Genomic DNA, 16672 nt, shown 5'->3' with positions numbered 1-16672 from the left:
TCCGGAACCCCGCCAGCGCCACCGGACCCAGCCCGCACCCCGGCCAGCCCCAGGAGACCCCATGCCCACCGCACGGTTCGGGACGATGCCCGACGGACGCGACGTCACGGCGTACACCCTGGGTGGGGGGTCCGGGCTGGAGCTCACCGTGCTCGACCTCGGCGCCACCGTGCAGCGACTGCGGATGCCATCTCGGGACGGGCAGCGCGTCGACGTGGTGCTCGGCTACTGCGACGTGGCGTCCTACCTGTCCCCGCGCAACCCTTACCTGGGCGCGACCGTGGGCCGGTACGCCAACCGCATCGCCGGCGGCCGCTTCACCCTCGACGGGACCACGTATCCGCTCACCACCAACGAGGGCGGCACCTGCCTGCACGGCGGCACGGACGGCTTCCACCTGCGGCTGTGGACCGTCGTCGAGCAGGCCGCCGACGCCCTCACCCTGGAACTCGTCAGCCCCGACGGCGACCAGGGGTTCCCCGGCGAGTTGACGGCCCGCGCCGGCTACCGGGTGACGGCGGACACCGTCACCGTGGAGCTCTCCGCGACCTGCGCCGCGCCGACCGTGGTCAGCCTGACCAACCACGCCTACCTCAACCTCGCCGGGTCGGGCAGCGTCGACGACCACCTGCTGACCGTGGACGCCGACGCCTACCTGCCGGTCGACGACCGGGCCATCCCGCTCGGACGCCTGGAACCCGTCGCGGGAACGCCGTTCGACCTCACCGCGCCGGCCGCGATCGGCGACCGGACCCGCCGCAACCACCCGCAGGTCCTGGGGGCGGCCGGCATCGACCACGCCTACCACCTGCGGGGCGACGGCATGCGCCGGGCGGCGCGGCTGGAGCACCCGGCCAGCGGACGCTACCTCGAGGTGAGCACCGACCAGCCGTCACTTCAGGTGTACGCCGGCAACCGCCTCGACGGCACCCTGGTGGGCCGCGACGGCGCGCTGCTGCGGCAGGGGGACGCCGTCGCGCTGGAGACCCAGCGGTACCCGGAGGCCCCGAACCAGCCCGCGCTCCCCTCGCCGGTGCTGCGGCCCGGCGAGACGTACCGCTCGGTCACCACCTGGCGGCTCGGCGCCCGCTGACGTCCCGCCGGGTCCGGCAGCTCACCGGGCGGCGCCTGCCCGCCGCTTGTTGTAGATGTCGAACGCCACGGCCAGCAGCAGCACCAGGCCCTTGACCACCGACTGGGTGGACTGCTCGACGCCCATCAGCTGCATGCCGTTGCTCATCACCGCCATGATCAGGCCGCCGACCATGGCGCCGACGACGGTGCCCACGCCACCGGCGACCGCCGCGCCGCCGATGAACGCCGCCGCGATCGCGTCCAGCTCGAACATGTTGCCGGCGGCGGGCTGGGCGCCGTTGGCCCGGGAGGAGTAGATGACCCCGGCGACCCCGGCGAGGAAGCCCATGTTGACGAAGAGCCAGAAGTTCACCGTGCGGACCTTGACCCCGGACAGCATCGCGGCCGGAAGGTTGCCGCCGATCGCATAGACCTGGCGACCGAACACGGTGCGCCGGGTCATCAGCCCGTAGCCGAGCACCAGCACCGCCAGGATGATCAGCACGATCGGCAGGCCGCGCGCGTGGGCCAACTGCCAGGCGAAGTACATGACGATCGCGCCGACCAGCACCACCCGCGCCACGAACAGCGGGAACGACTCGACCGGCTGCTGGTAGCGGATCCGGGCGACCCGGGTGCGGAACTGGCCGACCGCGTAGCCCGCCACGGCGAGGGCCGCGATGAGCAGGGTGAAGGCGTCGTAGCCCTGGCCGCCGATCAGGCCGTTGAGGAAGCCGTTCGCGACCCGCTGGTATTCCGCCGGGAACGGCGACAGCGAGATGTTGTCGAGCACCCGCAGCGTGAGCCCGCGGAACAGCAGCATGCCGGCGAGGGTGACGATGAACGCCGGCATGCCGACGTAGGCCACCCAGAAGCCGTGCCAGGCCCCCACCGCGACGCCGACCGCGAGAGCGGCGAGCACGCCGAGCCACCAGGGCTGGCCCTGCTGGATGACCAGCACGGCGGAGACCGCGCCGGTGAGCGCGACCACCGATCCCACCGACAGGTCGATGTGGCCGGCGATGATCACGATGACCATGCCGATGGCGAGCACGAGGATGTACGAATACTGCAGGACGATGTTCGTGATGTTGCCCGGGCTCAGCGACACCCCGTCGGTCAGGATCGCGAACAGCGCCACGATGACGACGAACGCGACATAGATGCCGCTCTGCCGCAGGTTGCGCATGATCAGCGTACGGGGGTCGCTGGTCCCGGTGTGCAGCGCGGCGGCCGGGGCGCTCTCCGACGCCGTGCGCTCCGACGCGGCGGGCTTGGTGCTGGTCATCGGGAGGGCTCCTTCTCCTTCGTCATGAGCGCCATGAGGTTCTCCTGGGTCGCCTCGGACACCGCGATCTCGCCGGTGATCCGGCCGGCGGAGAGCGCGTAGATGCGGTCGCACATGCCGATGAGCTCCGGCAGCTCGGACGAGATGAGGACGACTGCTCTGCCGTCGGCGACCAGCCGATTGATGATCGTGTAGATCTCGAACTTCGCGCCGACGTCGATGCCCCGGGTGGGTTCGTCCAGGATGAGCACGTCCGGGTCGGTGAACAACCACTTGGACAGGACGACCTTCTGCTGGTTGCCGCCGGAGAGCTTGCCCACCGCCGACATCACGCTGGGCGTCCTGATGTTCATGCTCCGTCGGCTCTGCTCGGCGACCCGGATCTCCTCGTTGCCGTCGACCCAGCCGGCCCGGGACAGCTTGCCGAGCGCCGCCGCGGAGACGTTGCGGCACACGTCCGCGATCAGGTTGAGGCCGTACCGCTTGCGGTCCTCCGTGACGTACGCGATGCCGTTGCGGATCGCCTCGGCCACCGTGCGCGTCCGGACCTGCCGGCCGTGCATGAACACCCGGCCCCTGATGTCCCGCCCGTACGAGCGGCCGAACACGCTCATCGCCAGCTCGGTGCGCCCCGCGCCCATCAGCCCGGCGATGCCGACCACCTCACCGGCCCGGACGTTCAGGGTGACGGCGTCGACCACGTTGCGGTCCTGCACCGGATGTCGCACCGTCCAGTTCTCGATCCGCAGCACCTCGGCGCCCGGCGACGGCGTCCGGTCGGGATAGAAGCTGTCCAGGTCGCGGCCGACCATGCCGCGGATGATCCGGTCCTGGGTGACGTCCCCGGCGCGCATGTCCAGCGTCTCGACGGTACGGCCGTCGCGCAGGACGGTGGTGGAGTCGGCGATGGCGGTGATCTCGTTGAGCTTGTGGGAGATCAGGATGCAGGTGATCCCCCGGTCGCGCAGCCGGCGCAGCAGGTCCAGCAGGTGCGCCGAATCGATGTCGTTGAGGGCGGCGGTCGGCTCGTCCAGGATCAGCAGGCGTACGTCCTTGGACAGCGCCTTGGCGATCTCCACCAGTTGCTGCTTGCCGACGCCGAGCTGGATGACCGGCGTGACCGGGTTCTCGGCGAGACCGACCGAGTCGAGCAGGGCGGCGGCCTCGGCGTTGGTGCGGTTCCAGTCGATGAGCCCACCGGCGCCGCGCCGCTCGTTGCCCAGGAAGATGTTCTCGGCGACCGACAGGTACGGCACCAGGGCCAACTCCTGGTGGATGATCACGATGCCGATGGCCTCGCTGTCCCGGATGCCGTGGAACCGCACCGGCTTGCCGTCGACCAGGATCTCGCCGACGTAGCTGCCGGCCGGGTGGACGCCCGACAGCACCTTCATCAGGGTGGACTTGCCCGCGCCGTTCTCGCCGCAGATGGCGTGGATCTCACCGCGCCGGACGGTGAGCGACACGTCCCGCAGCGCGGTCACGCCGGGGAAGGTCTTGGTGATGTCGCGCATCTCGAGGATGGTGTCGTCCATGGCTGCGTGTCCTCGTCGTCTGGGTCGTACGCGAACGCTCCGGGCCTCGGCGGGCCCGGCGGTGGCGGTCACCGCCGGGCCCGACCGGCGGCGTCACTTGACCTGGCCGGCGGCGACCTCCTCCGCCGTGTAGTAGCCGGTGTCGACGAGCGCCTGCTTGATGTCGTCCTTGTAGACCGTCACCACCGGCAGCAGGTACGACGGCACGACCTTGACCCCGTTGTCGTAGGTCTTGGTGTCGTTGGCCTCGGGCTTCTTGTCCTTCAGGAACGCCTCGGCCGCGATGGCGGCCTGCTCGGCCAGCAGGCGGGTGTCCTTGAAGATGGTGGAGCTCTGGACCCCGTCGTCGATCAGCTTGACCGAGGCGATCTCCGCGTCCTGGCCGGTGATCACCGGCATCCGGTTGGCGGCGGTGCCGTAGCCGGCGTTCTGCAGGGCGGTGATGATGCCGCGGGACAGCCCGTCGAACGGTGACAGGACGCCGCTGACCTTCGAACCGTCGTGGTAGGTGGAGGTCAGCAGGTCCTCCATCCGCTTCTGCGCGGTCTCCTGCTGCCAGCGCAGGATGGCCACCTGCTCGATCTTGGTCTGGCGCGACTTGACCACGAGCGTGCCGTCGTCCAGGAACGGCTTGAGCGTGTCCATCGCCCCGTTGAAGAAGAAGTGGGCGTTGTTGTCGTCGAGCGAGCCGGCGAAGAGCTCGATGTTGAAGGGCCCCTTCGCCGAGCCCTTCGAGCCGTCCTTGTTGTGCAGGCCGAGCCCGGTCAGCAGCGCCTCGGCCTGGGCCACGCCGACCTTGTAGTTGTCGAAGCTGACATAGAAGTCGACGTTCTTGCTGTCCCGGATCAACCGGTCGTACGAGATCACCGGGATGTTCGCGTCGGCTGCCGCCTGTAGTTGGCCGCTGAGCGCCGTGCCGTCAATGGCGGCGATGATCAGGACGTCGGCCCCCTGGGTGATCATCTGGTCCACCTGCTGGGACTGGGTGGGGATGTCGTCGCCCGCATACTGCAGGTCCACCTTGTAGCCCTTGGCCTGCAGCTTCTTCTTCACCGAGTTGCCGTCGGCGATCCACCGCTCCGACGTCTGGGTCGGCATCGACACCCCGATGGTGAGGTCGGCCGGCTTCTTGTCGCCGGTACCGCTCCCACCGCCCGCGCCCTCGCCGCCGCAGGCCGCCAGGCTGATCGCCAGCACGGCACCGCCGAGAGCGGCCAAAAACTTTCGCTTCACTGAGTTCTCCCCTCTGTGGAACTCGCGCTTGCCGCCGCACCGGCCAGTGTTTGCGTTCACATCTGTACCGTCAACACCCGCACATAACACTGGGGTAACGAGCGGGAAATCGGGCGCCGGCAGGGCCGCGAAGTCCGATCAGGACGGCGGGGAGAGTCCGAAAGCTCGGGCCTTGCCGCGCATGGGCGACGCTCGGTGTCGACCGGTACGGCCGGCCACCGGTCGGCCTCCTCGCTGGTGGGAGCCGTCGTCCGCCAGGGCCATTGACACTATATGTCGTGAATGTTTCAATAATTTTGTGCGCTGATGTTAACGTTAACATAGGGGAGCCCGATGGGTAAAGGATGGATGTCCAGGGTCGGGGCGGTGCTGCTCTGCGCGGCGCTCGTAGCGCCCGCCGGCGCCGCACAGGCCGCCGACGCCTGGTCACCCAAGTCGTCGTACACGTCCACCGACAAGGGTGACGGCACCTACTCTGTGCCGCTTCTGAACTCCGACGTGCCGGACATCGGCGTGGAGCGGGTCCCGGCCGCGGAGAACGACGAGGGCCGCGACATCTACTACATGATCAGCACGACGATGCACCTGAGCCCCGGCGCGCCGATCATGAAGTCCTACGACCTGGTGAACTGGCAGATCGTCAACTACGTCTTTGACCGGGCGAGCATCGGCGACGCGTTCTCGCTGCGCAACGGGCAGAACTCGTACGGCCAGGGCCAGTGGGCGCCGTCGCTGCGCTACCACGACGGCACGTTCTATGTCGTCTTCAACACCAACAACCTCGGCGGTGCCTACCTCTACCGCACCGACGACATCGACAACGGCTCGTGGCAGCGCACCCCGCTCGGGCGCGGCCTGCACGACCCCTCGCTCTTCTTCGACGTCGACGGCACGCCCTACATCTTCTACGGCTCCGGCGGCACCAGCGCCGTACGCCTCAACTCGAACCTGACGGCCATCGAGCAGGACTACCCCAACATCTTCACCGCGAACAACTACGCCGGCCGGCCCTTCATCGGCGGGCTGTTCGAGGGCGCCCAGTTCTACTACATCGACGGCTACTACTACGCCGTCATCATCACCTGGCCCTCCGGCCAGGGCCGCCAGGTCGTCATGTTCCGCTCCAAGGAACTGCTCGGGCGCTACACCTCCGCCGGCGGCGTGAACACCTACGAGGCGCGCGGGGTGCTCAACTCCAACGGCTTCGCGCAGGGCAGCCTGGTGCCGATCTCCCGCCCGGGCGGCGCGACCGACTGGTACGGCATGTTCTTCCGCGACACCTTCCCGATCGGGCGGATCCCGGCGCTCATCCCGGCCACCTGGCAGGACGGTTGGCCGACCTTCGGCACCAACGGCGTCGTGCCGGTCAACGGCGGATTCGACAAGCCGATCAAGCTCAGCCCGGCCGAGGAACTGTTCGAGCGGCAGAAGAGCATCGTCACCTCGGACGACTTCGCCAACGACGCGCCGCACAAGGCGTACCAGGACGAGGAGTGGACGATCCCGACGCCGCCCACGTACGACGACTCGCTCCTCGGTGTCGAGCTCGTGCAGAACCCCGGCTTCGAGTCCGGCTCGGTCGCGCCGTGGGGCACCCAGTTCGGCGCGACGATCAGCCTGGACTCGACCGGTCCGGCCACCGGATCGGCGGCGCTGAAGGTGAGCAACCGTACGCTCAACGGCTCCGGTCCCAACCAGTTCCTCAACGGCAGGATGCAGCACGGCGTGACCTACACCGTGTCGGCGAAGGTCAAGTACGCCACCGGCCCCAACAGCATCACGTTCAACCTGGTCGCCGACTGGGGCGCGGGCGTGCAGACGATGGCGTCCCGGAGCGTGCCGATCGGGCAGTGGACCACGGTGTCGGCCCAGTACACCGTGCCCACGACGGCGAACCTGAACAACTTCAAGTTCGCGGTGGAGACGCCGTGGGCCAACCCGCAGCCGCCCTCGTCGAGCGTTGACTACCTGATCGACGACGTATCGATCGTCGGGCAGCCGGTGACGGCCGAATACCCGACCAAGGAGGAGATCGCCCCCAACGGGTCGCGGCTGGACCTGCCGTGGGAGTGGAACCACGCCCCGGACAACCGGTACTGGTCGCTGACCGACCGGGACGGGTGGCTGCGCCTGACCAACGGCAAGGTGGTCACCGGCAAGTACATCTACACCAAGCTGTCCAACCGGGCCGAGCTGGCCTGGTTCGAGGAGGCCCGCAACATCCTGTCGCAGCGCACCTTCGGGCCCCGGCAGTCGGTCGAGACCCGGATGGACATCTCCGGCATGAAGAACGGGGACGTCGTGGGCCTGGCCGCCTACAACCGTGGCTTCTCGTACGTGGCGGTCAAGCGCTCCGGCGGGGTGAACACGCTGGGCGTCGTCAACCGGGGACAGCCGTTCGCGGTCGACCTCGACCAGGCCACGCTGGAGAACTTCCTACCCGGCACGGCGGTTTCCCTCGGTGACGCGAGCGAGGTGTACGTGAAGGCGGACCTCGACTTCGCCTCGCCGGTCGGACAGCTCTGGACGACCTTCTACTACAGCCTCGACGGGCTGACCTGGCACCAGCTGGGCAACCGGGTCGGTCCGCAGACGCTCGACGGCAGCCTCGCGCACTTCATGGGCCACCGGGTGGGCCTGTTCAACTACGCGACCCAGGAGAAGGGCGGGCACGTCGACTTCGACAACTACCTGCTCAGCGACACGCTGACCGCGCAGGGTCGGCCGCTCGACACCAGCGACCTCGACGCGGCCATCGCCCACGCCGGGACGCTCGACCGGCACTACTACCCGACGGACGCCTGGGCCGCGATGCAGGCCGCGCTGGCCGACGCGAAGGCGGCCCGGGCCGGCGCGTTCGGCACCCAGAACCAGATCGACGCGCCGGAGCGGGCGCTCAGCTACCAGCTGGCCCGGCTGGGCGTCCTCAAGATCGAGAAGCCGTCGCTGGACGTCACCGCGGTGGCGGACACCCGGTGCGTCGGCGACAAGGTCATGGTGACGGTACGGGTGAGCAACGGCGAGGCGATGCACGTGGTGGCCTCGGCGGACTCGGCGTACGGGACGCGGCCCTTCGGGGCGGTGCCGCCCGGCAAGGAGAAGGCCCGGTCGTTCCCCAGCAACGCGAGGAGCGTGCCGGCCGGTGAGGTCACCGTGGTCGGTTCCGCCAGCTACCAGGGCGAACCGGCCGAGGTGACGGTGCGGGCGCCGTACGCGGCGCGCGCCTGCGAGTGAGTGAGGGGAGAGAGGGCGGCCCGGGGAGGCCGCCCCCTCTCCCGTACCCCGAACCCCGCCGGGCCGTACCGCAACCGCGCCTGGGCGCCCAGGAACCGCTTCCGGTTTACCCTCAGATCAAGGAGAAGTGCCTTGGAACACCGATTGCTGAGATCGTCCCGACGACGGATCACGGCCGTCGCGGCGGCCCTCACCCTGGCGGTGGGATCCGCCGCCGTCGCGGCGGCGCCCGTCCAGGCCGCCAGCCCGAACCTCATCGTGAACGGTGGGTTCGAGGACGGCCTCGCCAGCTGGTTCGCGAACGACGGCAACGCCTCGGACACCGCCACGCTGTCGACCACGACGGACGCCTACTCCGGCACGGGCGCGGTACTCGTGACCAACCGCAGCACCACCGGATCCGGCCCGATGCAGAACCTCTCCGGCAAGGTGCAGGCGGGCAAGACCTACCTGGTCACGGCGCGGGTGAAGTACGAGAACCCGAACAGCCCGGCGACCAAGCAGTTCTTCATCACCATGCACTACGGCGGCTCCACCTACACCAACCTCGGCACCGTCACCGTGCCGCGCGGACAGTGGGGGCTCATCCAGGGCACCTTCACGATTCCCGCCGGGCAGAACGTCAGCACGGCGCGGATCTTCGTCGAGACCCCGTGGACGGCGAACCCGTCGACCGCGCCGGACACCCACCTGATGAACTTCAAGGTCGACGACGTGACCCTCCAGGAGTACGTCGTATCGAAGACCATCGAGGTGGTCGGCAAGCTCCCCGGCGAGCACAACCCGCTCATCGGGCACAAGTTCGGCGCCGACGGGTTCGGCTTCGTGCACGACGGCCGGGTCTACCTCTACATGACCAACGACACCCAGGGCTACGCCCCCAACCCGGCCACCGGCGTCTCCCCGGGCATCAACTACGGCGACATCAACCAGATCACCGTGATCTCCTCGGCTGACCTGGTGAACTGGACCGACCACGGCGAGATCCAGGTGGCCGGCCCGAACGGCGTCGCGCCGTTCACCGGCAACTCGTGGGCGCCCGGCATCGCCAAGAAGGTCGTCAACGGCGAGGAGAAGTTCTTCCTCTACTACGCCAACGGCGGCGGCTCCTCCAACGTGATCACGGGCAAGTCGCCGCTCGGCCCGTGGACCAGCGAGCGCACCAGCACCCTGATCAACGGCAGCACTCCGGGCGCCGAGGACGTGGCGTGGAAGTTCGACCCGGCGCCGCTCGTGGACGACGACGGCCAGGCGTACCTCTACTTCGGTGGCGGCCCGGCGTCGACGAGCATGCCGGCGGTCGAGCGCTTCAACAACCCGAAGAACATCCGCAGCATCAAGCTGAACGACAACATGGTCGCCACCGAGGGGCGGGCGGCCGTGGTCGACGCTCCGGTCGCCTTCGAGGCCGGCCACGTGTTCAAGCGCGAGGGCAAGTACTACTTCTCGTACTCCTCGCACTTCGGCGGGAACGACTTCGGTGGCAACCAGCCGCGGGTTCCGGGCTACCCCGGCGGCGGCCAGATCGGCTACATGATCTCCGACAACCCGATGTCGTGGCCGAAGGAGACCTACGCGGGCGTGCTGTTCCCCAACCAGTCGCAGTTCTTCGGCGCTGGCACCGGCGGCAACAACCACCAGTCGGTGTTCGAGTTCGAGGGCAAGTACTACTTCACCTACCACGCCCCGACGCTGAACAAGCGCATCAACGGCAACACCACCCAGGGCTACCGCAGCCCGCACATCCAGGAGCTGACCTTCAACCCGGACGGCACCATCCAGCAGGTCGTCGGCGACTACGCCGGCGTGGACCAGGTGCGGAACTTCAACCCCTACCGGGTGTTCGAGGCCGAGACCCTGGGCTGGAGCAAGGGCATCGCCACCGGCAAGGTCGACGGCGCCTCCGCCGAGTTCGGCACCGCGGCGCCGAACCTGGTGGTGCGTGACATCGACGAGGGAGACTGGACGGCGCTGTCGGCGGTCGACTTCGGCGCCGACGGCGCGGCCAGCGTGACGGCCAAGGTGCGGGCGCTGGCCGCCGGCGGCAGCATCGAGGTGCGGCTGGACAACGCGGGCGGCCCGGTGGTCGGCACCATCCCGGTCGACACCCCGACCGGCGAATGGGCCGAGGTGACCGCCGACCTGCAGGGCGCCACCGGCGTTCACGACGTCTACTTCACCTACCGCGGCCCGGCCGGGGACGACCTCTTCGAGATCGACTCCTGGGCGTTCGAGGCCGTACCGCCGCTGGACCTGTCCGTCACGGCGGACACCCGGTGCGTCGGCGAGAAGGTCATGGTGACGGTCCGGGCCGCGAACAACGAGGCGATCCACGTGACGGCCTCGGCGGAGTCGGCGTACGGGACGCGCCCGTTCGGGTCGGTGCCGCCCGGCAAGGACAAGTTCCGGTCGTTCCCCACCGACGCGGCCGCCGTGCCGGCGGGTGTGGTGACGGTGACCGCCACCGCGACCGTCGACGGCGAGCCCGTCTCGGCGTCGTACCAGGCGAGCTACCCGGCCCGCTCCTGCGGCTGATCGACATGACAGTCGCGGCGGCCCGGCATCGCCGGGCCGCCGTCACTGGCGTTCAGGGCGCCGCGATCAGATGAAGCGCCAGAGGTGATCGGTGGCGCTGTTGTCGTCCCCGAGCACGACCTGCGCACCGGCGGCCGTGGAGGCGTCCGTGACGCCGAGGACCCGGCCGCCGACGGCGCACTGGATCCGGAAGTAGCCGCCGGTGCCGTAGCGCAGCCGCCACCGGTGGTCGCCGGCGCCGTTGTCGGCCCACTGCACGACGCGGGCCCCGTCGCTGCCGGCGTCACCCTCGACACCGAGGACCTTGCCGCTGTGCGCGTTGCGCAGCCGCAGGTAGCCGTTGGTGTCCACGACGGCGGTCCAGCGGTGGTCGGCGGCGCCCGTGTCACCCCGCTGGATGACCGGGGCGCCGTCGGCGGTCGACAGGTTCTGCACCCCGAGCACCAGCCCGCTGGCCCGGTTCTGGATGCGGCAGGCGCCGTTGGGCACGAACCGCCACTGGTTGTCCGGCGTGCCGTTGTCCTGGTCCTGCACCGCCTGCGCGCCCCAGGCGGTCGACGCGTTGAGAATGGCGAGCAGCTTGCCGGTGTGCACGTTGCGCAGCTTGTGGGACCCGTCGCCCACGTCCACCACGGTCCACAGGTGGTCGGCGGTGCCGTTGTCGCTCCACTGCAGGACGCGGGCGTTGTCGGCGGTGGACATGTTCTCCACGCCGAGGACCTTGCCGCTGTTGACGTTGCGCAGCCGGAGGGCGTTCCCGTCGACGACGAGCTGCCAGTCGTGGTCGGCGGTCCCGGTGTCACCCCACTGCAGCGCCAGCCCGCCGTCGGCCAGCGACATGTCCCGGATGCCCAGGACCAGGCCGGTGCCGGCGTTGACCAGGCGGAAGCTCGGCGGGCTCTCGCCACCCGGACCGGTGGCCCAGTAGACGGTGTAGTTGTGCCCGTGGGCGTCGTAGAACGGCCCGAGGTCGACCGTGCTCCCGTTCGCGGTGGCCGTGAACGCGAGCACGCTGGAGCTGGTGCGGGTGATCGAGGCGGGGTCGAGGGACGGCAGGCCGCTCAGGGCGGCGTCACCGTAGTTGCCCGAGAGGACCACCGGGCCGTACGTGATCGCGGCGATGTCGGCGTTGTCGTTGGTGGCCTCCAGCACGACCCGCATCGGCAGGCGGACCGCGACGACGTCCCCCGGCGACCAGGACCGGGTGAGGCTGGCGTACGTCCCGGGTGTGGTGGCGATGTCCTGCGCCGCGCCGTTGACCTGGATGCTGGCCCCGCTGGTCCAGGCCGGGATCCGGATGCGCATCGTCCACGACTCCCTGACGTTGCCGCGCACGGTGAGGGTGGTGGTGTCGCTGACCGGATAGGAGGTCTGCTGCTCCACCACGATGCCGCGCTGCGACCAGACCAGCCTCGACGGCAGGAACAGGTTCACCGTCAGGGTGCTGCCGTTGTGGAAGTAGATGGAGTCCGACAGCTTGCTGTTGGTCTCGATGCCGGTGCCCTGGCAGCACCAGAAGGAGTCGTAGTCCGTGCTCCAGGTGCCACCGCCCCAGGCCGGCCCCACACCGCGGCGGCCACCGGGGTTCAGCGGCGTGAAGTACGTGATGTGGCCGTGCTCGTCGGCCGGATTCTGCTGACCGATGAGGTGGTTGAGCAGGGCCCGCTCGTAGTAGTCGAAGTAGGCGACCCGGTCCGGGTCCAGCAGCCACAGTTCCCGTGTCAGCTTGAGCATGTTGTAGGTGTTGCACGCCTCGCAGGTGTCCTGGCGCAGGTATCCGGCGATGGCGTTCGGGGCCCGGAAGTGCTCGGCCTGGCTGTTGCCGCCGATGGCGTACGTGTGGGCGCCGACCGTGATGTCCCAGGCGTTGCTGGCGATGTCGCGGTAGCGGGTGGTGCCGGTGGCCTTGAACTCGCGGGCCGCGCCGATCCACTTCGGCACCTGGGTGTTGGCGTGCAGCCCGTTGAGCTGGTCCCGGTTGGCGGCGAGCGGGTTGAACACGGCGGCGTGGTCGAAGCGCTGGGCGACGGCGAGCCAGCGGTCGTCGCCGGTCTGCTGGTAGAGGTCGGCCAGTACGGCGTTCATACCGCCGAACTCGGTGCCCAGCATGGCCTGCATCTGGGCGGCGGTGAGCCGGCCGGTGCGCTCGTCGACCCAGCCGGCCAGCGCCAGGAGCACGTCGCGGGCCTGGGTGTTGCCCAGGTGCACCCAGACGTCGAGCAGACCCACCAGGGTCTTGTGGATGCAGTAGTACGGCACGTTGCCGTTGCGCAGCGTCCGTGCCTCCAGGGCGGTGAAGTCCGACTCCGGGAAGCCGGACAGATATCCCGGGTTGAACCCGGCGGCGGCGTTGTTGGCCTGGCACTTCGCCAGCTCGGCGACCATCTGGTCGGCCTTGTCCCGGCAGGTGGTGTCGCCGAGCACCGCCCACGCCTGGGCCCAGGCGGTCAGGAAGTGCCCCTGCATGTGGGTGCGGAACGGGAACGTCGGGCTGTCCCAGCCACCGTTCGGGGCGGCGTCGCCGGTGGGCAGGCCGTGATTGGCGCGGAAGTTGTAGAGCAGCCGGTCCACGTCGACGAAGCGCAGATAGTTCACGGTGCGGGTCTGGTTGTCCAGCCAGCGGCCGGGGGTCAGGCGTACCTGGGTGAGGTCGAACGGGAGGGCGCCGGCCCCGAGGTCCGGCCGGGCCGGCCGTACGGCCGCGTTCGCCGGAGTGCCCACGGCGAAGGCGCCGGTGGCCGAGGCGGTGGCGGCGATACCGGCGGCCTGCAACAGCCGGCGTCGACTGAGTGATCCAGATGACACGATGCCTCCTGAAGGTTGGGGAGAGGGTGCGTGGCGACCGGCCCACGGCTGCGCGGGACCGGTCGCCGGGCGTGCGGACGCAGTGCGGGACCGCACGCCCGAGACTTCCGGTGCCCGCCGCGTCAGGCGGACACCGGAAGTTGTCAGCGGTTGCCGGCGCTATCTGGTGTTGACCGCGCCGGGCGTGGGGATCGTGGTGGTGACGAAGTCGCGGCAGAGGCTGTCGGTGTCGCTGCCGTCGGGCCAGCGGGCGTTGCTCCGGCCCGGGTTGGCGGCCGCGCCGGCCACCACCGCAATGCAGCCGCCACCGCCCTGGTCGGCCTCCAGGACGGCGAGCTCCGGGCTGGTGATCGTGCCGTTACCGCTCGAGCTGCTCTGCTGGGAGCCGTAGACGATGGCGTCGACGACCACCGAGCCGGTGGCGTCCCGCAGCGCGATCGAGCCGGCGCTGACCGAGAGGCTGCCACCGAACCACTGGTCGGGTGCCGGTGACCCCTGGTAGCCCGCCGTGGTGATCTGGGGGCTGACCAGGGGTGCGCCGGTCGGGTGGTCGTTGGCGAGGGGCTGGTCGAGGGTGATGCCGGCGCCCAGCGCCTGCACCGACACGCCGCTGCTGTGCGGCCGGCCGGTCGGCGGCCAGAAGCTGACGCCCGTACCGCGGCCGGCCACGTCGACGGCCGACCGGTGGGCGAACCGCAGCGGCGCGGCCAGCTCGATGCCGGTGCCGTTGGCGCCGGTGGTGCCGATCGCCGCGACCGTGACCGTCTCCTTGTATTCCCCGGCGTCCACCGTCAGGGTGTCGCCGACGGTCAGGTTGGCGTTGGCCGCGACCTTGAGGTTGGTCGCGCCCGCGGCAGCCGGCGCCGACAGGGTCGTCTGCGTGGCCGCCTTGCCGACCGAGGTGACGGTGGCCTGCTCGTAGCCGGCGCCCGCGTCGATGCCGATCTGCTGGCCGACGGTGAAGCCCGCCGCGCTGGTGACCGGGAGGTTGGTCGACCCGGCGGGGATCGTGATCGAACCGTGGGTGACCGGCACGAACAGGGTGGTCGCGGCGGTGGCCGCCGAGCCCACGCCGACGACCGTACGGGTCTCCCGGGCGGAGCCGGTGCCGATCTCGATCTGCTGGCCGGCGGCGAGGCCGGTGGTGCTCCGGACGTTGACAGTGGCCGCACCCGCGGCGGCGGGAGCCGCCAGCCCCGAGCCGGAGAGGCCGAGCAGGTAGTAGGCGCCGCTCGCCAGCTTCGTCCCGGCCGGGATCGTGGCCAGCGTGACGGCGGCCGAGCCGCTCGGGGTGTTGGTCAGGGTCCAGTTGGAGAGGTCGACCTCGTCGGCGGAGGCGTTGTAGAGCTCGACGAACTGGTCGGTCGCGTTGCTGCTGGTGCGGAACCGGACCTCGTTGACCCGGACCGGGAGGGCGCTGCGCACCGCCTGGCTGGTGACCGTCGACTGCCGGCCGCCGCGGGTCGGGTTGGTCCACTGGGCCCGGCCCGTCAGATGACCGGCACTGGTCGTCGCCGAGGTGATGGTGAAGGTCGCGCTCACGCTCGCGCCGGGCGCGACCGGTTCCTCGAAGGTCACGGAGCTGTCGTCGGTGCCCTTGACCACGGCGGTCCACCCGGCCGGCGCGGAGAGGCTCAACTTGACGCCCACCGCGGTCGAGCCCGTGGTGTTCGTGAACGTCTGGGTGACCTCCTGCGCCGTGCCCGGGGTGAACGTGGTGGCTCGCGACAGGCTGAGCCGCTGCACGTCGTACCTGGCGGCGACGACGTTGGCCTGGACGGCGTCGACCGTGGTGTCGGTCGGGTATCCGGTCGTCATCACACCCTCATAGAAGGTGCCGGCCGAACCGTTGCCGTTGTCGCCGCCGTTGCCGAGCTGGATGCCGCCCCGCCGGTGCATCGGGAAGTAGTTGCTGTTGGTGAGGGAGCCGGGACGGATCCCGCTGTAATACGTGGTCAGCAAGCCCTGCTGCGCGTTGCCGCCGCGCAGGTCCCACTGGTTGCCGCCACCACCGTTGACCACGCCCGTCACGAAGCGCCAGCCGTCGATGGTCGGCGCTGCGTCGTTCTGCCGGGCGTTGTATCCGGTGAACAGGCCGGCCTCCATGTCCGACATGATCCACGGGCCGGGGCCGGTGCCGCGCCCCCAGGCGGTGGCGGTGCCGAAATAGACCGTCTCCATGGTGCCGGTGCCCACCGCGCGGCTGTTGGTCGAGGTGTTGCCGTAGTTGTAGCAGCAGCCGCTGTCGTAGTGGGTGCCGTCGAAGACGGTGTAGATGCCCTCCGGCTCGTCCTCCTTCGCGAGGTACGAGGCGTCGTTGTTGCGGTACCCCATGCCCGGGATGATGTAGACGCCGTACGCCTTGTGGCCGCCGATCGTGACCGGCGCCATGTCGGCGATCGAGAGGGTGTTGTAGCCGCCCACGTCGGGGCCGCGGAAGGTGCCGGGGGGCGCCTGGTAGAGGTGGTTGCCCTTGCCGGACTGGTCGTAGATGACCGTGATCAGGCAGAGCGTGTCCGCGCAGAACGCGTCCTGCGCGGCCGCGTCCGCGTATCCGCCGGCGTCGGCGAACGGCAGCGCGACGGGGGCGACCACGCCGATGTCCCTGACGGCGTTGTCGGAGGTGCGCCGGACCTGGTAGAGCGGGCCGTCGTAGGACGCGTACAGGGCACGGGTGGAGCTGTGCGCGGCGACGCAGGGCGTGCCGCCCGCGGCGTAGATGTCACACGGCCCCTCTGCTCTGGGCGGGGCGGTCGGCTTCGTGGCCTGCGCCGCCGGCGCCATCGTCAGCATCGTGCCGACCAGCGCGAGCGCCACGGCGGTACGCGCGGCGAGGGTTCTCGTGCGTGCGGGGCGAGTGGGGGGTCTGACCATGTCGCGACAGCTCCTCTTCGCAAGTCCTGTGGTGGGTGGGACGGGCGCTTCCGGTGCCCACCGACGCCGGTGGGCACCGGAAGCGGTCGAACCC

The 16672-nt window shown here is 70.0% G+C and carries 8 protein-coding genes; 3 read left to right on the top strand and 5 right to left on the bottom strand.

Features of this window, described 5'->3' with window-relative positions; genetic code table 11:
* The first annotated feature begins 61 nt into the window (after positions 1-61).
* Positions 62-1093, top strand: coding sequence for an aldose epimerase family protein (locus DKT69_RS11425; RefSeq protein ID WP_109801540.1), 1032 nt, complete (start codon positions 62-64; stop codon positions 1091-1093).
* 21 nt (positions 1094-1114) lie between these two features.
* On the opposite strand, the gene mmsB is transcribed toward DKT69_RS11425, so the two are convergent.
* From mmsB to chvE, 3 genes are all read right to left on the bottom strand, one after another.
* On the bottom strand, positions 1115-2362 hold the full coding sequence (gene mmsB / locus DKT69_RS11420) for a multiple monosaccharide ABC transporter permease (RefSeq protein WP_109801539.1): 1248 nt from the start codon (positions 2360-2362) through the stop codon (positions 1115-1117).
* Entirely contained in the window at positions 2359-3897 is a 1539-nt protein-coding gene (mmsA, locus tag DKT69_RS11415) for a multiple monosaccharide ABC transporter ATP-binding protein (protein ID WP_109801538.1), read from the bottom strand. The genes mmsB and mmsA overlap by 4 nt, the downstream gene beginning before the upstream one ends.
* 93 nt (positions 3898-3990) lie before the next feature.
* Positions 3991-5130: a multiple monosaccharide ABC transporter substrate-binding protein gene (gene chvE, locus DKT69_RS11410; RefSeq protein WP_109801537.1), complete on the bottom strand. Its 1140-nt coding sequence runs from the start codon at positions 5128-5130 to the stop codon at positions 3991-3993.
* Positions 5131-5478: 348 nt separating this feature from the next.
* Between chvE and DKT69_RS11405 the strand changes: the two genes are divergently transcribed.
* Together DKT69_RS11405 and DKT69_RS11400 are read left to right on the top strand one after the other, a co-directional pair.
* On the top strand, positions 5479-8364 hold the full coding sequence (locus DKT69_RS11405) for a family 43 glycosylhydrolase (protein ID WP_201749587.1): 2886 nt from the start codon (positions 5479-5481) through the stop codon (positions 8362-8364).
* A 132-nt stretch (positions 8365-8496) separates the two neighbouring features.
* Entirely contained in the window at positions 8497-10899 is a 2403-nt protein-coding gene (locus tag DKT69_RS11400) for a family 43 glycosylhydrolase (RefSeq protein ID WP_109801535.1), read from the top strand.
* A gap of 66 nt (positions 10900-10965) precedes the next feature.
* Here the strand turns inward: DKT69_RS11400 and DKT69_RS11395 are convergent, their stop codons facing one another.
* Both DKT69_RS11395 and DKT69_RS11390 read right to left on the bottom strand, forming a co-directional pair.
* A complete protein-coding gene (locus DKT69_RS11395) occupies positions 10966-13704 on the bottom strand; it encodes a beta-L-arabinofuranosidase domain-containing protein (RefSeq protein ID WP_109801534.1) in 2739 nt (912 codons plus the stop codon).
* A 159-nt stretch (positions 13705-13863) separates the two neighbouring features.
* On the bottom strand, positions 13864-16578 hold the full coding sequence (locus tag DKT69_RS11390) for an arabinofuranosidase catalytic domain-containing protein (protein WP_109801533.1): 2715 nt from the start codon (positions 16576-16578) through the stop codon (positions 13864-13866).
* Positions 16579-16672 lie beyond the last annotated feature (94 nt).

The sequence above is a fragment of the Micromonospora sicca genome (assembly GCF_003172935.1).
GTDB classification, from domain to species: Bacteria; Actinomycetota; Actinomycetes; order Mycobacteriales; family Micromonosporaceae; genus Micromonospora; species Micromonospora sicca.
Note: the sequence above shows the minus strand (reverse complement) of the source record. Positions and strands in the feature narration are given on the sequence as shown.